We start from the raw sequence: 17,257 nt of genomic DNA on the forward strand, positions 1-17,257 counted from the left end.
CCCTTGCATGATTCAAGGAGTTGCCCGAAGCATAGCGAAGACACAGTTTGCGCGCAGCAAGTTAAGCGGTAACCCGCAGACCCCCGTCCGGAGGCGGACAATCCATCGCGCCGCTGCCGGTAGAATAGTGTTGCAAGCTCGCGGAGCGCTGATGCCTCCGGACCGGAACCAGCGTGAGACGGCACAGTTTTCCCGCTGTTCACCAGCCTCCGCGACCCCTAGCTTCGAAAAACAGGAGTCACCGGATGCCCCGGATCGTTGTCGATGTCATGCTCAAACCCGAAATCCTCGATCCGCAGGGTAAGGCCATTGTCGGGGCGCTCCCCCGGCTCGGCTTCACCGAATTCAGCGGCGTCCGCCAAGGCAAGCGCTTTGAACTGACGGTCGACGGCGAGATCACCGAAGCCGTGCTGGCCAAGGCCCGCGAAGCCGCCGAAACCCTGCTCTCCAACCCGGTGATCGAAGACGTGGTCAAGGTCGAGGCCGTCGATGACTGAGTTGATTACTGATTTGTCCGCTGACCTGTCTTCGGCTGACCTGTCCAGCGCACGCGTCGGCGTCATTACTTTCCCGGGCACGCTCGACGACCGTGACGCAGCCCGCGCGGTCCGGTTTTCCGGCGCGACCGCCGTCGAACTCTGGCACGCCGACGCCGAGCTGAAAGACGTGGACGCAGTGGTGATCCCCGGCGGTTTCTCCTACGGTGATTACCTGCGTGCTGGTGCGATCTCGCGCTTCGCGCCGCTGATGGCCAAGGTCATCGACGCCGCGAACTCGGAGGCCAAACTGCCGGTGCTGGGCATTTGCAACGGCTTCCAGATCCTCACCGAATCGCATCTGCTGCCGGGCTCGATGGTGAAGAACGATCACCTGAAGTTCATCTGCCGGGATCAGGTGCTGCGGGTTGAAAACACGGCCACCGCTTGGACCAGCGCTTTCGACGCCGGCCAAGAGATCACCGTGCCGTTGAAGAACCAGGACGGCCAATACATCGCGGACGAAAAAACACTGGACGCCCTGGAGGCTGAAGGCCGCGTGGTGTTCCGCTATGTCGGATTCAACCCGAATGGATCCCGCCGTGACATCGCAGGCATCGCAAATGCCGCGGGCAACGTCGTCGGGCTCATGCCGCACCCGGAGCACGCGGTGGAAACCGGCTTCGGGCCGGACCACACCGGCACCGACGGCTTGGGCTTCTTTTCCTCTGTTCTGCACACGATTCTTTCGGGAGCCCGCGCGTGACCAACTCTTCTGCTGAGAAAACCAGTTTCAATATCGATACCGTCGCGAACGCGGCTTCGACTCCGGAAACCGAGCTGCCCTGGGCCGAGCTGGGCCTGAAGGACAATGAGTTCGCCCGGATCAACGAGATCCTGGGCCGTCGGCCAACCGCTGCTGAACTGGCGATGTATTCGGTGATGTGGAGCGAGCACTGCTCCTACAAGTCGTCCAAGGTGCACTTGCGTCAGTTCGGCGACAAGGTCACTCCGGAGATGAAAGAGCACTTGCTGGTCGGCATCGGCGAGAACGCCGGCGTCGTGGACATCGGTGACGGCTGGGCGGTGACCTTCAAGGTCGAATCGCACAACCACCCGTCCTTCGTCGAGCCTTACCAGGGTGCCGCGACCGGCATCGGCGGCATTGTCCGCGACATCATCTCGATGGGCGCCCGCCCGGTTGCCGTGATGGATCCGCTGCGCTTCGGTGCGATTGACCACCCGGACACCGCCCGATTGGTGCACGGCATCGTCTCCGGCATCGGCGGCTACGGCAACTCGCTGGGCCTGCCCAATATCGGCGGTGAAGTGGTTTTCGATTCGGTGTACCAAGGCAATCCGCTGGTCAACGCACTCGCAGTCGGCGTGCTGCGGCACGAGGACATCCGCTTGGCCAATGCCTCCGGCGTCGGCAATCGCGTGGTCCTGTTCGGCGCGCGTACCGGTGGCGATGGCATTGGCGGCGCCTCAGTGCTGGCCTCGGAGTCGTTCGACGACGCTAAGCCGTCCAAGCGACCGGCGGTTCAGGTGGGCGATCCCTTCGCCGAAAAGGTGCTCATCGAGTGCTGCCTGGAACTGTTCAAGGCATCGATCGTGGACGGCATCCAAGACCTCGGCGCCGCGGGTATCTCCTGCGCGACCTCTGAGCTGGCGTCCAACGGCGAAGGCGGCATGCACGTTGAGTTGACCTCGGTGCTGCTGCGCGACCCAACGCTGACCCCCGGCGAAATCCTGATGTCCGAATCGCAAGAACGCATGATGGCGGTCGTCACGCCGGAAAATGTCGCGGCTTTTGAGGCCGTGATGGCCAAGTGGGACGTGGAATACTCCTGGCTGGGCGAAGTGACCGACACCGGCCGGCTGATCATTGACTGGGATGGCGAGACGATCGTCGACGTCGATCCGCGCACCGTGGCGCACGATGGCCCGGTGTACAACCGGCCGTTCCACCGCCCGGAGTGGCTCGACGCCCTGCAGGCCGACTCATTCAAAGGTGAGGTGCCCGCTGACTTGGGGGCCGCCGTCGTCGAACTGATGTCCTCGCCGAATATGGCCTCGAAGTCCTGGGTCACCGACCAGTACGATCGCTATGTTCAGGGCAACACCGCCCAAGCCATGCCCGACGACGCCGGCGTGATCCGGGTGGATGAAAGCACCGGGCTGGGCGTGGCTTTGTCCACCGACGCGAACGGCCGCTACTGCTACCTGAACCCGCGCGAAGGTGCGAAATTGGCGCTGGCCGAGGCGTACCGGAATGTCGCGACGTCGGGTGCGCGTCCGTTGGCCGTCACTGACTGCTTGAACTTCGGCTCGCCGGAGGATCCCGAGGTCATGTGGCAGTTTGCCGAATCGGTGACCGGGCTCGCTGATGCCTGCCAGGAACTCGGCGTACCGGTGACCGGTGGCAATGTCTCGCTGTACAACCAGACCGGCGGCGTGCCGATCCATCCGACCCCGGTGGTCGGCGTGCTGGGCGTGTTCGACGACGTTGCTCGGCGCACCCCGTCCGGTTGGCGTGAAGACGGTCAGGCAATTTACCTGCTGGGCACCACCCGCGCTGAGCTTGACGGCTCGGAATGGGCCAATCTGCGCGGGCACCTCGGTGGCCAGCCGCCAGTTGTCGACTTGGGCCGGGAAAAGGCCTTGGCCGAGATTCTGATCAACGCATCCCGTGACGGCATGGTCGATGCGGCACATGATCTGTCTGAAGGCGGTTTGGCTGCGGCGCTGGTCGAGTCTTCGCTGCGCTTCGGCGTCGGCGCCCGGGTTGGCTTGGACGAATTGGCTGCCCGCGATGGGATTTCGGTTTTCGAGGCTTTGTTCTCCGAATCGCAGGCCCGCGCGCTGGTTTCGGTTCCGCGTTCCGAAGAGGTCCGGTTCAACGACATGTGCACCGCGCGCGGCTTTGAGCACCTCCGCCTCGGCGTGGTCGATGCCGAATCCGGCTCGCTCGATGTGCAGGGAGCTTTCACGCTGAACTTGGACGAGCTGCGCGAAGCCCATGAGGGGACCCTGCCGAAGTACTTCGGCTGATCCGCCTTCACCGCCGCTCACCCCTGTCTTCTACGCGCGAGTGCACACGTGTGCACTCGCGCGTCGTTAAGCCGGGGATTGGGGTCCGGGAAATTCCCAGCTTGGGTTCTTTCGGCGTTAATCTGAGCGGACCTGTATATACATCTTTGGGCGATTGGCTGGAGTCATGACACTCAAACGCCTTGCGGCCATCGCCGCCGTCGGACTCAGCCTCACCGGTTTCGGCCTCCCTGCTCAGGCAGCGGGCCAGAATTCCGGATTCAGTTACGACGATCTGAAGATCGGTTCGATGAACCTGCGGATGCTGCCGCCGATTGCGGCCGCAGGCTGGGACCAAGCCATGCGGGCAGATCTGATCGCCAAGGACAAAGTCGTTTCCGGACAGGACGTCGTGGTTTTCCAAGAAGGCTTCGACAACACCGGTTCGGAAAGACTGCAGACGAATCTCGCCGCCGAATACCCCAACCAAACGCCCTGGATCGGACGCAGCAAATCCGGCTGGAATGAGACCTTGGGCAGTTATGGAACCCTGACGCCAGAGGACGGCGGTGTATCGATCGTCAGCCGTTGGCCGATCACCGTGAAGAAGCAATTCATCTACAAGGACAGCTGCGGCATGGTGGAGCCGCTGACCAACAAAGGTTTCGCTTACGCGCAAATCAAGACGCCGGCGGGCTTGGTCAACGTCATCGGAACTCACACCCAGGCCGAAGATTCAACCTGCAAGGTCGCCCCCGCTGAGATGCGCAAAAGCCAATTCGCAGAAATGAAGCGATTCATCGATGCCCAGAATTTCCCGAAAGACCAGCCGCTTTTCGTAGTAGGCGATCTCAATGTCATCGCCGGCACCCCGGAGGAAAGCGCGGTCTACCGCACGCTGAACGCGGTGCAGCCCGAGTTCAGCGGTGGACCGTCCTTCGACTACGCGGGCAATTCCATGGCGAACTACTTCTACGGCGACCACCCGGCCGAACAGTTGGACTACGTCTTGCCGATCAAGGGCTACGGATCACCGAGCAGCTGGCGGGTCAACACCCGTCAACTGCATTCCGCACCCTGGTCGGCCGGCAGCCAGACCTTCACCGACTACTCCGACCACTACCCGGTCTTCGGTTCCAAATAGGCTTCTTGCAGGTCCTCAGGATTCATCGGCCAGGAGGCTCAGCAGCATGCTGCCGAGCCTCCTGGCCAGCGAACCGTCCGGGTCCAGGTCCGGGTCGAATACGGTCAAGCTCATTCCGCTGACCCGCGGCAAAAGCACTGCCAACAGCGCTTCCAGCTGCGCCCAGTCGATGCCATCCGGGTCCGAAGCATCGACCGCCGGCATGATCTCCGGGTCTAGGATGTCGACGTCGAGTTGCAACCAGACCCCGTCAAAGCACGGTGTAACATCCGGATGTCCTCTCCGCGGGCCGGCTACTCGGCCAAGGCCCTGGCCGCCACTAAATACTTCCGGGTCACGAACCTTTGCATCAGCCGGCTCACCGGCGCCGCCAGGGTGTAGATTCCGGGTCGGGGACGGCTGAAGGCGAGTACTGAGAACCACACCCGATCGGCCTCGTCCAGCTCAGCGGCAAACGCCTCCTCGCCACGTGCCGGATGGCCGGTCAGGGTTCCGTAACCGAAGCCGCTGAAGCGTTCGCCGCGTTCGGACCAAACCACTTCGCAGGGCACCGGCAAACGGATCGGACCGACGCCGAAGCCGCAGACCACCCGTGCGCCAAGCACCGCAGGACCCTCCGCGCGCGGCCGCAAGCCGGCAGCTTCCTGAATGCCCCAGTCCAGGATTCCACTGCTGAGCCGGCCGAAGCTCTCGGCTCCGCACCCCACTTCGATCCGTTCGAAAACCCGCTGGTTGCCGCCGGGCCACCCCGCAACCGATTCGGGTCCATCGCGCAGGAGTTCCCTGGTCAAGCCGATCTGCGGGTAGGTCAGTTCAGCCACGCTCCACCAACCCGGTCCAACCAAGCGCTTCCCGCTGCGGACGCGGCAGCGATGCAACCACCAGGTCATAGGAATCTTCGATCAGATCGGCAATCGTCTGTTCTGAAAGACCTCCCGTGCAATCCACGGTGTTCCAGTGCTTTTTGTTCATGTGGTAGCCCGGCGTGATTTCCGGATGTGCTGCCCGCAACTGTTCTGCCAGCGCTGGATCGCATTTGAGATTGACGCTCAGCGGGGTTTTGGCGGCCCGGAAGAGCGCGAACATCTTGAACTCCACGTTGCTGCCGGCCGAGGCCGAGGGAGCGATCTTGATCACCGAAGCATCCGGGCCGAACGGAAAATCTTCGAACGCGCCGGGAAGCCGCAAGCACAGCGACCGCAAGGTTCCGGAATCCATCGTCAGGGCACTTTCAGGAAGTCTTCGAGCAACACCACTTCGAGTCCGGCCGCATTCTTCGCGTCCAGGAAAGCCTGGAAGTCCTGGGCGAATTCCGGCCGGAAATGCATCAACACGATGTCTCCGGGCCGCAATGCCTGGCCTACCTGGTAGTCCACTCGCCCGGCATTCGCCTTGGCCTCCCAGGTGACGATGGCCTTCATCCCGCACTCTGCCGCGGCTTTGCGGATGGCATTGGTGTAAGGCCCGCCGGGCGGCCGGAAAAACACCGGGCGCCGGCCGTAGGTCTGCTCTTCGAAGTCCGCCATCTTGCAAATCTCGTTCTTCTGCTCTTGATAGCCGAGCTTGATGAAATTGAGTTGATGCGACATCGTGTGGTTTTCGATCTTGCTGCCATCGGTCAGGAATTGTTTGAAGTAATCCGGATCGTTGGCGATGAACATTTTTGCCAAGAACAAAGACGCCTTGATCTTGTTCGCCCGGAGCAGCGCGACGTCCTCGGGCAACTTCGCCCCACCGTCGTCGATGGTCAGGAAGACTACCTTTTGCGCGGTCGGGATTTTGGTCAGTACCGGGACCATGCCGTCTTCGATCGGCGGCAGACTGAAATCCGGAGCGATCGCGGACTTCGTCGGCAGCGCATTCGCCGTCGGGCTTGCCGACGGCACCGGGGGCGCCGCGGTGGCAGGTGCGGCATCCGGCGCCGATGCCGCCGGGGTCTCGTCGCTGAGCGCCCGCGCGACACAAATTCCACCGGAGGCCAACGCCACCACGAGCAGCAAAGCGACAAGCGCCCACAGCCACTTCAGCTTCAGGGTACGGAATGAGAGATGACGTGGCACTGGGCGACCTCGGATGAGTGATCTGACGTGTAGATTCCCCCTACTCCAGCAGATTAGCAGTCAGTGCGGACAGTTCAGACGATTCCCAGTCGTGGCGCTTCAATTGCCGGGCACGTGTCCATCACCACGTCCAGCCCGGCCTCCGCGGCGCGGGCTGCGGCGGCTTCGTCGATGACGCCCAACTGCAGCCAGACTGCCTTGGCGCCAACCGCGATCGCTTGATCGACCACCTCGCCGACCCGCTCCGAATTGACGAAGCAATCGACCACGTCGAGTTCCCCGGGGACCTCCTCGAGCGTCCGGAATCCGGCAACCCCGTGCACTGGTTCTCCTTTGCGGTTCACCGGGATGATCTCCACGCCGAGGTCCTGCTGCAGGAAGCGCGCCACCGAATGGGCCGGACGGGCGGTGTTCGTGGACAGCCCGACGACGGCCCAGCGGCCCTTTCCGGTGAGCAGTCGACGAATGGTTTCAGGGTCATTGTGATGGCTCATCCGATCAGCATACGCCGGCCGGCTCAACCCACTACTCCCCCACAATCACAGGTTTTGGCTGCTTTCCACACATTGCCTCATCCGTCACGGATTTTCACCGATTACGGGTTTTCGCTTTGGCACAGTGGGTGCACACCGGAGTGAAGCCACCGATTGAAAGGAACCCCGTGAAACGACTTTTGAGTTCGACCGTCACCGCGATTGCCCTGGCAGGATTGCTGCTGGCTTGGGCCATCGCGCCGGTCCAAGCCGTCGCCCCGGGCTGGCGCCTGGCCGCCGGCTTGGGTTCGGCGAATCTCTTCGTCGGGCAACAAGTGAACGACGACGGCGTGATCGCCTACTGCTCGGATTACGAATTGCTCGGTCCCGGCTATTCCGGAGGATACCGGGAGAGCTCGCCGGGCGGTTTCGTGCGCAGTGACGGAAGCGCGCTTTCGGAGCAGCAAAACGGTGCGCTGTCCTACCTGCTGCTGCGCTGGGGACCGAGCAACGACAATGAAACCGCGGCGGCGGTGCAGCTTTCCGTCTGGGCGCTCAGTTCGCCCGGCCGCGAATGGGGCAGCTCCGGCATGCAGGAAATCATCCGCAAAGCAGACCTGCCGGAATCGGCGGTTGCGCTCGGCCGGTCGTTGACCGAGCAGTCCTTGGCCTACGCCGGACCGTACCGGATCGAGCTGGACCTGCGGTCCGCAAGCGAAGCTCGGGCGAGTCTGCTGACTCCGGCGGGGACCCAAGTCCCCGGCTTGGGCATGCAAGCCCGGGCCGGCGGCTCGCTTCAGTTCGCTGCCGCCGGATCCGAGTACTCATGGGTCACCGGCAGCGGCCCGGAGGTACTGCCCCTGCAACGGCTGGCATTCGGCGTCGGAAGCCTCAGTGCGGAAGTGGCCGCCGCGCCGATGGCCGCGATCAACTGGCTGATTCCGAATTCGCCGAAAGCGCAGCGCTTGATTACCACCGGGGTGACCGGCAAGCTCGAAGCGGTCGCGCGTTTGGCTGCGAAGCAGGCTTTCCAGCCGCTCGTCGCCACGCAGACTTCGGAATCCCGGATCACGGCGCCCGGCGCGCTTTACGACAACCTGACGGTGTCGGCCGCCGACGGCACCGGATGGCTGACCGACCCGATGAGCGGGGATCCGGTCCGCCTCGAGGTGGTTTCCACCCTGTGGGGTCCGTTTCCGGAGCGGCCCTCGGAATCGGCCGAGATCCCGGGCGGCGCCCCGGAAACGGGTTCGGTACGCAGTCTGGTCAGCGGTCCCGGGGAATACCGGACCGCGTCGATCCCGGTGTCCGAACCCGGTTACTACGTGTGGACTGAACGGATCGATCCCTCCAGTGCAGTACCGGAAACCGCCGGGGATTTCGTCAAGCCGTGGCAATCGGTCTTCGGCCAAGCTTCTGAGACCTCACTGCTGACCTGGTCGCCCACGCTGTCGACTGAGCTCTCCAGCCACGAGGTGACCCCGGGCAGCACGGTCACCGACCGGGTCAGCGTCAGCGGATTGCCGCCGGCCGCCGTGCGCAACCCAGTACCGCTGACCCTGCGCATGTACGGGCCGCTACCCCAGCTCCCGGCCCAGACTTCGGACATCCCGGAGCGGAGCCCGCTGTTCCAAACCAAGACCGTGCCTGCGGTCGATGGGGTCACCGCAGAGTTCGGACCACTGCTTGACCCCGGTTGCTACACCGTCGTGGCTTCCTTCGATGCTTCGGAAGAACTGGAGGCTTGGCAAAGCGACTTCGGTGAACCCAGCGAAACAGTCTGCGTGCAGGCTTCGCCCGCCGTCGTGGTCCCGGCATCCGCTACCGAAGAACTGGCCGAAACCGGGCTGGCAAATGGACAGACCCTTTTCGTCGCCGCAGCGTTGCTCCTGGTTACAGGTCTGGGCTGCGTCGTGCTTACCAGGAAGCGCAAGACCGGAGACCGGCGATGAGCGCAAATTCTGCCGGGCACGGCGACTGAGCTGATCACGCTCAGTGCGCCGGGACGATCTCCCGCACCGATTTGATCCGCCGGTTCTTCAGGACCGGCAGGAACTCGCGGACCTCTTCGATCCGCTTGACCGTCACATCTGCACTCGCGATGCTCTCCGGCTCCTCGTCCAGGAAAGCCGCCGGGACTCCCATCGGATCCAAGATCACCGAATGCCCGATGCAGTGCGAACTCATCGAGCCCGCCGCAGCGACCCAACAGGTGTTTTCGATCGCACGGGCCTTGAGCAAGGTCTCCCAGTGGTCGATCTTGTGCTCGCCCTTGAACCAGGCAGCCGGAACGCAGATCAAATCGACGTCCTGCTCGGTGAGGGCGCGGGCCAGCTCCGGGAAACGCAAGTCGTAGCAAGTCATCATCCCGATGTTCAGTTCGCCGACCCGCACCACGGTCAACCCGTCGTCGCCGGGCATGATCCGCTTCGACTCCTGATAGGAGAACGCATCGTAAAGGTGGAGCTTCCGATAGGTCCCGAGGATTGCACCATCGGCACCGATCGCCACCAAGGTGTTGTACGGACGGTCTTCACCGCTCGATTCATACCCGCCGGCGATGATCGCAATGCGGAATTCCGCTGCGGCCAGCGTCAGCCGCTGGACGAAAATGCTCCAGCCGGCATCCACCGCCGCCCGAAAATCCCCGTCGACCTTGCCCACCGTGAACATGGCTTCTTCCGGAAACAGGATGAGCCCGCTGCCTTCCCGAGCCGCCGCAGCGGCAAGACGACGCATGGTCTCGATGTTTTCAACAACGTCCCCGGTCGGGCTGAACTGACCCACGCTGACTTTCATCCAAGCGCTCGCTTCCTCTTTGCGGGACCCGCCGGGCCCCCTTGCTGTGTTCAGCCAGCATAACCGGCGTGACTGGGACGGAAAGCTGAGTTACGTGAACCCTTGGCGAACTGATCAGTCGATCAAGTCGTGCACGACGATCGTCTGGTCCCGGTCCGGGCCGACGCCGATCGCCGAAAAACGGGTCCCGGACATCTTTTCCAATTCCAGGACGTAGTTGCGCGCGTTCTCCGGCAAATCGTCCAAAGACTTCGCTTCGGAAATGTCCTCGGTCCAACCGTCGAAATACTCGAAAATCGGCTTGGCGTGATGGAACTCGGTTTGCGTCATCGGCATCTCATCGTGCCGCACGCCGTCCACATCGTAGGCCACGCACACCGGAATTCTTTCGATCCCGGTCAGTACGTCCAGCTTGGTCAGGAAATAATCAGTGAAGCCGTTGATCCGCGAAGCGTGCCGGGCCAGCACCGCGTCGTACCAGCCGCAACGCCGCGGACGTCCGGTGTTCACACCGAACTCGCCGCCGGTTTTCTGGAGGTATTCGCCCATCTCGTCGAACAACTCGGTCGGGAACGGACCCGCACCTACCCGAGTCGTGTACGCCTTGATGATGCCGACCACGCGGGTGATCCGGGTCGGACCGATCCCAGATCCGACCGAAGCCCCACCGGCCGTCGGGTTCGACGAGGTCACAAACGGATAGGTGCCGTGGTCGACGTCGAGGTAGGTCGCCTGCCCGCCCTCCATCAAGACCACTTTTCCATCGTCGAGCGCGGAGTTCAGCTCCAGAGTGGAGTCGATCACCAGGGGACGAAGCCGTTCGGCGAAACCGAGGAAGTACTCGACGATCTCCTCGACGTCGATCGCCCGGCGGTTGTACACCTTGACCAACAGCTCATTTTTCTGCGCCAGCGATCCTTCGACTTTCTGCCGCAGGATCGACTCGTCGAAAACGTCCTGGACCCGGATGCCGAGGCGGGCCACCTTGTCCATATACGCCGGGCCGATGCCGCGGCCGGTAGTGCCGATAGCCCGTTTGCCGAGGAAACGCTCGGTGACTTTGTCCAAGACTTGGTGGTAAGGGGCCACCAAATGGGCATTGGCGGACACTCGGAGCTTGGAAGTATCCGCGCCGCGCGCATCCAGCGCATCGATCTCATCGAAAAGCGCTTCCAGGTTCACCACGCAGCCGTTGCCGATGATCGGAATCGCATTGGGGCTCAGGATTCCGGCCGGAAGGAGCTTGAGCTCGTACTTCTCGCCGTTGACCACCACGGTGTGCCCCGCGTTGTTTCCGCCGTTGGGTTTGACCACGTAGTCGACGCGGCCACCCAATAGATCCGTCGCCTTGCCTTTGCCTTCGTCGCCCCATTGGGCTCCGACGATCACGATTGCTGGCATGGGAACCTCCCCCATTCATTGCGTACACCACCGGAAACCGGTTTCGCCAAAGCCAGAAACCGATTGATCCTGCAATGCCCGCACACGAAAATGCCCCTGCGCTCTTCCCTGTGCCGGACCGTGCCATATTGACAGGCAAAACACAGAAGTAAGAGTTTCCGGGGCTCTTACTCACCAAGTTTAGCGGAACCGCATTCCCAGTTCCACGTGGCGGCCCGGGCCGGTGCGGCACGGGCGGCATTTTCGGCCGTTCCGGCATGGCAAACTCGAAGCATGGGGACAATCATCAGCGGCGTCGTTTTCGGCCTCTTGCTCATCGCAATCGCCGCCTTCTGCCGGTTCATGGTGCGCCGGATCGAAAGCGGCCGCTGGCCGTCCGACGTCCTGCTTGGCTTCCGCACTCCGGCGACCAGCAAATCCGCGGCGGCTTGGAATGCCGGGCATCTCGCCGCCCTGCCCTTCCTGAAAGTCGGCAGCTGGGCCGCGTTGGCCGGCGGCCTGCTGTTGGCCGCCGCAGGCTTCCTCACCAACGGCCTGGCCGGCGGTGCGCTCATCCTGGTGATGGTGGGCGTTTTCTGCTGGGTGGTGCCGTTGGGGATCTTGTTCCTGGGCGGTTTCAAGGCCGATCAGGTCGCCAACGCCACCAAAGGCTGAGCCGCCCGCACAGCAGGTCGCTCCCAGCTCCGGGGGCGCCCGCCGTCGCCCTGCGCATCCGCCGCGGCGGCAAGTCACCGATCCCAGGCCGAACCGTTACTATTCTGCACAGGAACGAATGATTGGGGACGCCATGCCGAACGCCACACCTGCTCTCGCCGGTAATCTGAGCCGGATCCTGCCGCGCATGATGCGCCGCGATCCGCATGAACCGCACCGCGCGGCAACGCCGCTCGAGCTCTTCTTCGACCTGGTCTTCGTGGTCGCCGTCGCTGCTGCCGGCAAGGCCCTGTTCAGCTTTGAGGGCGAAGGCAACTTCGGCGTCGGGTTGCTCGGCTTCGCAATGTCCTTCATCGCAATTTGGTGGGCCTGGATGAACTTCACCTGGTTCGCCAATTCCTACGGCACCGACGACTGGTATTACCGGGTGCTGACCGTGGTCCAGATGGCCGGCGCACTCGTCTTCGCGGCAGGTGTGCCGGGCATCGCCAATCCGGACAATCCGGATTTCACGCTCGGCGTGCTCGGCTATGTGCTGATGCGCATCGCGATGATCGCGCAATGGCTTCGCGCCGCGTACAGCGATCCGGAAGGCCGGAAAACCGCACTCGCCTACGCGCTCGGCATCGCCGTGGTGCAGGTTTACTGGGTCTGCTACCTGTTCCTCATTCCGAACGAACTCAAGCTCGGCATGTTCTGGCTGGGCATGATTCTGGAAATCAGCGTCCCGGTGATCGCGGAACGGTTCAAAACCACCCCGTGGCACCGGCACCACATCACCGAACGTTACGGCCTGTTCACCATCATCGTGCTCGGCGAATCAGTCCTCGCCTCGACCAACGCCGTCGTCGAGGCGGCCGCCGAAGCCCAGAAAGCACCGGAGCTGCTGGACAACCTGATCCTGGTTGCGAGCACCGGCTTCGTGATCGTCGCCTGCTTGTGGTGGATCTACTTCGCGCTGCCGCAGCACGAGTTGATCACCAATCTGCGCACCGGGCTGTTCTGGGGTTACGGGCGCTACTTCGTCTTCGGCGCGGCGGCTGCGGTGTCCGCGGGCATCGAAGTGGCGCTGGCCGTGGAGACCCATAAAGCCACGCTTGAATCCGCGGCGGCAGCCGCTGCACTGTGCATTCCCGTTGCGGTCTTCGTGTTCTTCGTCTGGCTGCTGATCGTCCGGCCGCAATGCACCACGGCCACCAACCTGGTGATGCCCGGCGCAGCGGTGTTGATCGCGCTCAGCGTCTTCGCGCCTTACTCGCTGCAAATCACCGCCGGGATCCTGGTGCTACTGGTGGTCTTGCTCACCGTGCACACGGTACCGAAGCGGACCAAACACCTGGTCTGATTGCTCCCTGTCGTTTCTGCCCGCCGAACCGGCCGGTTTAGCGGGCAGAAACGACGATGTCCCACTGAGTTCGCTGACTCAGTGGGACATCGTCGTTTCCAGGCTCTGGAACTAGGCTTCGAGTGCGGCCAGCGCCTTCGGATCGGAATCGTTCAAGAAAACCGTGATCCGCTCGGCCTCTCCGCTTTCGCCGATCGCCCGGGCGGCCCGGCCCAACGCATAGAGCGCGCGCAGGAACCCGCGGTTCGGCTCGTGCGACCAGGGCACCGGTCCAACTCCGCGCCAGCCGTTGCGCCGCAACGCATCGAGGCCGCGGTGGTAGCCGGTCCGGGCGTAGGCGTAGGACTCGATGGTGCGGCCCTCGGCAAAAGCTTCGTCTGCGAGGATCGCCCAGGGCAAGGACGACGCCGGGAAGCCGGCGGCCAGGTCCTCGGCCTCGTCTCCGGCGGCAACCCGGGCGAGCAGCTCGGTCTCCTCCGGAAGCAGGGTCGCGTCCGGGCCGAGCAGGTTGGTCCGGAATTCGTCCGACATGTTCAGAACGTCTTCCCGGCGGAGCCGAGCTCCTGGGCGGCCAGGACCACGCGGGCAGCCAGGCCGGCTTCGGCCGAAGCACCCCAGACACGGGGATCGTAGAGCTTTTTGTTGCCGACCTCGCCGTCGACCTTGAGCACGCCGTCGTAGTTCTTGAACATGTGGTTCGCCACCGGCCGGGTGTAGGCGTACTGGGTATCGGTGTCGATGTTCATCTTGATCACGCCGTAGGAGACCGCATCCGCGATCTCCTGCGGTGAAGAGCCGGAACCGCCGTGGAAGACCAGGTCGAAGGGGTTGGCCTTGCCGAGCTTGGCACCGACCTGCTCCTGGATCTCCTTGAGGATCTCCGGGCGGAGTTTCACATTGCCGGGCTTGTACACGCCGTGCACGTTGCCGAAGGTCAACGCCGTGATGTAACGGCCGTTCTCCCCGGAACCCAAGGCTTCCACCGTGGCCAGGCCATCGGCGACCGTGGAGTACAGCTTGTCATTGATTTCATTGTCGACGCCGTCTTCTTCGCCGCCGACCGCGCCGATCTCTACCTCGAGGATCATCTTGGCCGCGGAGGTGCGGGCCAGCAGTTCACGTCCGATGCGCAGGTTTTCCTCCAGCGTTTCCGCCGATCCGTCCCACATGTGCGAATTGAAGATCGGGTCTTTTCCGGCCTTCACCGCGGCTTCGGATTCGGCGAGCAGCGGGAGCACGAAGCCGTCCAGTTTGTCCTTGGGGCAGTGGTCGGTGTGCAGCGCGATGTTCACCGGGTAGTTCTTCGCGACTTCCCGGGCGAACGCGGCAAAAGCCAGCGACCCCACGACCATGTCCTTCACCGAAGCGCCGGACCAATAAGCGCCGCCTCCGGTGGAGACCTGGACGATGCCGTCCGAGCCGGCGTCGGCAAAGCCCTGCAGCGCAGCGTTGAGGGTCTGGGACGAGGTCACGTTCACCGCGGGGTAGGCGAATCCGCCAGCTTTGGCGCGGTCGATCATCTCGGCATACTGATCAGGCGTTGCGATGGGCATACAGGCTCCTTGACGGTCTTCGGTTCAGCGGCTTGAGCACCGCACTACGGGGCGGCTGCCGCTCTGGGCACCATCCTAATAGGCGGAGAACGGCGGGAGCCAGCAGTTCGCCATGAACTGCCGGCTCCCGGTCACCTCCGGTTCGGCCTTGCCGGCCAGGCGATGCCGCTCAGCGGCTGACCAGCCCGGCGAACAACGCCAACTTGAAGTTCACGCTGCCCAAGCCAGTCACATCGTCGTAGCCCTTGGCGGTCTTGAGCGAGGTGTCCTGGTCGAGCGTGTTCAGGTATTTGTTGCCGGAAGCCGCACTCGTATACGCCAGCGCCACCGGGGTTTTCGGCGGCTGCACATCGGTGAACACCGAGGGCACGAGTTTGCTCAGCTTGTACAGCGCGGGGTTCGCGAACCCGAAGACATTGCCGCTGATCTGCTGTGCGACCGCAGCCTGACCGGCAGCCAGCGGGGTGGCCAACGAGGTGCCGCCGATCGACTCGGTCAGGTAGTCGCCGGTCTGCAGGGTCTCGTCATCGACGATCGGGCTCAGCCCGATCAGCATGCCGGTGTACGGATCGGCCAGCGAGGCGATGTCCGGGGAAACCCGGTGCCCTTTGGCCAGTGAGTCGGGCACGACGCCCTTCTGGTATGCGGGCTGGTCGAAGACCGCGCTCACCCCGCCGCCGGCTCCGCCGCCCTGCCGCTGGCCGGGCGCGGGGCTCTCGTATGCCGTGCTGCCGTCCGGGTTGCTGATCACTTTGTCCAGCCGATTCCCCCAACCGGTTTCGAAAAGGTAATTGCCGGCGCGGTCGACCTCCAACGACGTGCCGCCGACCGAGGTGACCCACGGCGAGCTGGCCGGGAAATCGGGCGAGGGGTAGCCCAGCTTGGCCGCCTGATCGCCGTTGTCCCCGCTGGAGAAATACAGGCCGATACCCTCTCCGGCAGCCTGCAAGTGGATGTTGACCGTGCCGTCGATGACGTCTTGGGGCAACGCCTCACCGACGTTGCCGTAGCTGTTCGAAACGATGTTGGCCAACTTGCCGTCCAAAATCTTGGACATCGCAACGTCCAGTCCGCCACCGCAGTTGAAGCCGCCCACATAGAGGATGTTGGCCTGCGGAGCGGTCGCGTGCACCGAGTCGACGTCGAGCGACTGCTCGCCCTGCCAGCCGCTGGGGAACTGGCAATTGGCCTGGTCGCTGAACTCCGCCGGGGTCGGCACGATCTCCCGGTAGCTCTTGCTGTCCATCGCCGGCAATCCGTTGTCCTTGGAGTACCGGTTGATGTCCGCCAGCATGCTCGGCGAGGCGTAGGCATCGATGATCGCCACGGTTTGACCGGCGCCGCCGAAGAGCTTTTTACCGGCCGGATCGTTGGGCAACCCGTAAGCACTGCGCACCTGGCTGGGCGTATAGCCGCAGCCGAAGGTGCTGAAAGCGGTCTTGCCGTACGCCTCGGGCAAGCTGTCTTGATGCTCGTTGTAATAGTTCGAGCACTCCGCAGACGGCTTCGGCTTGGGCCTGGCCTGATCGGTGCCGATTCCGGCCGACGGATCGGATTCCTCGAAATCGCCCGCCGTGCGGTTGGTCGGCTTGGTGTTCAACCGGCCTTGGTCGATGCTCAGACCCTGCACCAGCGGCGCGATGGCCGGCGCCACCCGGGGCACCGAGCTCGGCCCGACCAGCGTGCTGCCCTTGAAGTTGTAATTGTGCAGCGTGGTGTTGAACGCGGCCGACATCTGGGTCGCCGTGCCGCGGAACACTACATAGAGCCGGCTCTGCGGGACCGCGGTGATGCTGAACCCCTGCGCCTTGAGCTGACCGACGACTTTGTCGGAATCCTGCTGGCTCGGGGCGAAGCGCTTGATCCAGGCATCCGGGGTCAGCCACTTTTTGAAGCCGGGGTTGCCCGGGGTGGAAACCGCAGTGGCCAAGGCTTCGGCCCCTGCTTTGTCCCGCAGCGGCAGGTAGATTTCACCTTCCACCGTGGTGTCGTCTGCCGTGATCCCCTGATCGTTGGCGGTATTGGCCCAGCTGGGCACCGCGTCGGGGAAGGAGTTGTCGATGGAAACCGGCGAAGCGATCGCCGCCGTCGAACCCAAAGCCAGGACACACGCCGTCGTGGCTCCGATGGCTACTGCTTTTTGCAGCCATCGAGAATTCATCCGTGGATTTTTCATTCAATTTCTTCCACTCTTCAGGCACCCTTTGTGCCTGCACGAGGTTGATCGTAAGCCCGACGGCGCGTGGAAAATAGGTTTCTCAGGCAATTATTTCCGGAAGCGTCGAGATTCGCCTTAAAGCGGCTTTCCCAGCATTCTTC

At 63.4% G+C, this 17,257-nt stretch carries 17 protein-coding genes; 7 read left to right on the forward strand and 10 right to left on the reverse strand.

Features of this window, described 5'->3' with window-relative positions; all coding sequences use genetic code 11:
- Positions 1–245: 245 nt before the first annotated feature.
- The 4 genes from purS to sph all read left to right on the forward strand — a co-directional run bounded on the left by purS (position 246) and on the right by sph (position 4,653).
- The gene (gene purS / locus JOE69_RS08415; protein ID WP_296362929.1) at positions 246–497 is read left to right on the forward strand and encodes a phosphoribosylformylglycinamidine synthase subunit PurS; all 252 of its coding nucleotides are present in this window, start codon (positions 246–248) and stop codon (positions 495–497) included.
- Positions 490–1,242 carry a phosphoribosylformylglycinamidine synthase subunit PurQ gene (purQ, locus tag JOE69_RS08420; protein ID WP_309797772.1) on the forward strand — a complete coding sequence of 251 codons (753 nt, stop codon included), beginning with the start codon at positions 490–492 and terminating at the stop codon, positions 1,240–1,242. Before purS ends, purQ begins: the two co-directional genes overlap by 8 nt.
- The gene (gene purL, locus JOE69_RS08425; protein WP_309797774.1) at positions 1,239–3,530 is read left to right on the forward strand and encodes a phosphoribosylformylglycinamidine synthase subunit PurL; all 2,292 of its coding nucleotides are present in this window, start codon (positions 1,239–1,241) and stop codon (positions 3,528–3,530) included. The genes purQ and purL overlap by 4 nt, the downstream gene beginning before the upstream one ends.
- A gap of 166 nt (positions 3,531–3,696) precedes the next feature.
- The gene (gene sph, locus JOE69_RS08430) at positions 3,697–4,653 is read left to right on the forward strand and encodes a sphingomyelin phosphodiesterase (RefSeq protein ID WP_309797776.1); all 957 of its coding nucleotides are present in this window, start codon (positions 3,697–3,699) and stop codon (positions 4,651–4,653) included.
- Positions 4,654–4,668: 15 nt separating this feature from the next.
- Here the strand turns inward: sph and JOE69_RS08435 are convergent, their stop codons facing one another.
- The 5 genes from JOE69_RS08435 to JOE69_RS08455 all read right to left on the reverse strand — a co-directional run bounded on the left by JOE69_RS08435 (position 4,669) and on the right by JOE69_RS08455 (position 7,207).
- The gene (locus JOE69_RS08435; protein ID WP_309797778.1) at positions 4,669–4,893 is read right to left on the reverse strand and encodes an arginase family protein; all 225 of its coding nucleotides are present in this window, start codon (positions 4,891–4,893) and stop codon (positions 4,669–4,671) included.
- 53 nt (positions 4,894–4,946) lie between these two features.
- Positions 4,947–5,474 (reverse strand): DUF1990 domain-containing protein, encoded by a 528-nt coding sequence (locus JOE69_RS08440; RefSeq protein ID WP_309797779.1) that lies wholly within the window; start codon positions 5,472–5,474, stop codon positions 4,947–4,949.
- Complete coding sequence (locus JOE69_RS08445; protein WP_296362921.1) at positions 5,467–5,871, reverse strand: MmcQ/YjbR family DNA-binding protein; 405 nt, start codon at positions 5,869–5,871, stop codon at positions 5,467–5,469. The genes JOE69_RS08440 and JOE69_RS08445 overlap by 8 nt, the downstream gene beginning before the upstream one ends.
- Positions 5,872–5,873: 2 nt before the next feature.
- Positions 5,874–6,713 carry a polysaccharide deacetylase family protein gene (locus tag JOE69_RS08450; RefSeq protein ID WP_309797781.1) on the reverse strand — a complete coding sequence of 280 codons (840 nt, stop codon included), beginning with the start codon at positions 6,711–6,713 and terminating at the stop codon, positions 5,874–5,876.
- A gap of 74 nt (positions 6,714–6,787) precedes the next feature.
- Entirely contained in the window at positions 6,788–7,207 is a 420-nt protein-coding gene (locus JOE69_RS08455) for a CoA-binding protein (RefSeq protein WP_309797783.1), read from the reverse strand.
- A gap of 167 nt (positions 7,208–7,374) precedes the next feature.
- Here JOE69_RS08455 and JOE69_RS08460 point away from each other — a divergent pair, with 167 nt between their 5' ends.
- Complete coding sequence (locus JOE69_RS08460; RefSeq protein ID WP_309797785.1) at positions 7,375–9,138, forward strand: LPXTG cell wall anchor domain-containing protein; 1,764 nt, start codon at positions 7,375–7,377, stop codon at positions 9,136–9,138.
- 40 nt (positions 9,139–9,178) lie between these two features.
- Here JOE69_RS08460 and JOE69_RS08465 read toward each other — a convergent pair whose 3' ends face one another.
- Entirely contained in the window at positions 9,179–9,985 is an 807-nt protein-coding gene (locus JOE69_RS08465; protein ID WP_309797787.1) for a carbon-nitrogen hydrolase family protein, read from the reverse strand.
- A 114-nt stretch (positions 9,986–10,099) separates the two neighbouring features.
- The gene (locus JOE69_RS08470) at positions 10,100–11,386 is read right to left on the reverse strand and encodes an adenylosuccinate synthase (protein WP_296362913.1); all 1,287 of its coding nucleotides are present in this window, start codon (positions 11,384–11,386) and stop codon (positions 10,100–10,102) included.
- A 273-nt stretch (positions 11,387–11,659) separates the two neighbouring features.
- Here JOE69_RS08470 and JOE69_RS08475 point away from each other — a divergent pair, with 273 nt between their 5' ends.
- Complete coding sequence (locus JOE69_RS08475) at positions 11,660–12,040, forward strand: SdpI family protein (RefSeq protein ID WP_296362911.1); 381 nt, start codon at positions 11,660–11,662, stop codon at positions 12,038–12,040.
- Positions 12,041–12,173: 133 nt separating this feature from the next.
- Positions 12,174–13,385, forward strand: coding sequence for a low temperature requirement protein A (locus JOE69_RS08480; RefSeq protein WP_309797790.1), 1,212 nt, complete (start codon positions 12,174–12,176; stop codon positions 13,383–13,385).
- Between the two features lie 111 nt (positions 13,386–13,496).
- Here JOE69_RS08480 and JOE69_RS08485 read toward each other — a convergent pair whose 3' ends face one another.
- From JOE69_RS08485 to JOE69_RS08495, 3 genes are all read right to left on the reverse strand, one after another.
- Entirely contained in the window at positions 13,497–13,916 is a 420-nt protein-coding gene (locus JOE69_RS08485; RefSeq protein ID WP_296362908.1) for a DUF3151 domain-containing protein, read from the reverse strand.
- Between the two features lie 2 nt (positions 13,917–13,918).
- Positions 13,919–14,938 carry a class II fructose-bisphosphate aldolase gene (gene fbaA / locus JOE69_RS08490; RefSeq protein ID WP_309797791.1) on the reverse strand — a complete coding sequence of 340 codons (1,020 nt, stop codon included), beginning with the start codon at positions 14,936–14,938 and terminating at the stop codon, positions 13,919–13,921.
- A 169-nt stretch (positions 14,939–15,107) separates the two neighbouring features.
- Positions 15,108–17,099, reverse strand: coding sequence for a S53 family peptidase (locus JOE69_RS08495; RefSeq protein ID WP_309797793.1), 1,992 nt, complete (start codon positions 17,097–17,099; stop codon positions 15,108–15,110).
- Positions 17,100–17,257 lie beyond the last annotated feature (158 nt).

This window comes from Arthrobacter russicus (assembly GCF_031454135.1).
GTDB lineage: Bacteria > Actinomycetota > Actinomycetes > Actinomycetales > Micrococcaceae > Renibacterium > Renibacterium russicum.

Coding starts and splice junctions, on each gene's coding strand:
- fbaA (WP_309797791.1), bottom strand. CDS start 14,938: ATGCCCATCGCAACGCCTGATCAGTATGCCGAGATGATCGACCGCGCC.
- JOE69_RS08475 (WP_296362911.1), top strand. CDS start 11,660: ATGGGGACAATCATCAGCGGCGTCGTTTTCGGCCTCTTGCTCATCGCA.
- purQ (WP_309797772.1), top strand. CDS start 490: ATGACTGAGTTGATTACTGATTTGTCCGCTGACCTGTCTTCGGCTGAC.
- JOE69_RS08470 (WP_296362913.1), bottom strand. CDS start 11,386: ATGCCAGCAATCGTGATCGTCGGAGCCCAATGGGGCGACGAAGGCAAA.
- JOE69_RS08445 (WP_296362921.1), bottom strand. CDS start 5,871: ATGGATTCCGGAACCTTGCGGTCGCTGTGCTTGCGGCTTCCCGGCGCG.
- JOE69_RS08480 (WP_309797790.1), top strand. CDS start 12,174: ATGCCGAACGCCACACCTGCTCTCGCCGGTAATCTGAGCCGGATCCTG.
- sph (WP_309797776.1), top strand. CDS start 3,697: ATGACACTCAAACGCCTTGCGGCCATCGCCGCCGTCGGACTCAGCCTC.
- JOE69_RS08485 (WP_296362908.1), bottom strand. CDS start 13,916: ATGTCGGACGAATTCCGGACCAACCTGCTCGGCCCGGACGCGACCCTG.
- JOE69_RS08495 (WP_309797793.1), bottom strand. CDS start 17,099: ATGAATTCTCGATGGCTGCAAAAAGCAGTAGCCATCGGAGCCACGACG.
- JOE69_RS08465 (WP_309797787.1), bottom strand. CDS start 9,985: ATGAAAGTCAGCGTGGGTCAGTTCAGCCCGACCGGGGACGTTGTTGAA.
- JOE69_RS08455 (WP_309797783.1), bottom strand. CDS start 7,207: ATGAGCCATCACAATGACCCTGAAACCATTCGTCGACTGCTCACCGGA.
- purS (WP_296362929.1), top strand. CDS start 246: ATGCCCCGGATCGTTGTCGATGTCATGCTCAAACCCGAAATCCTCGAT.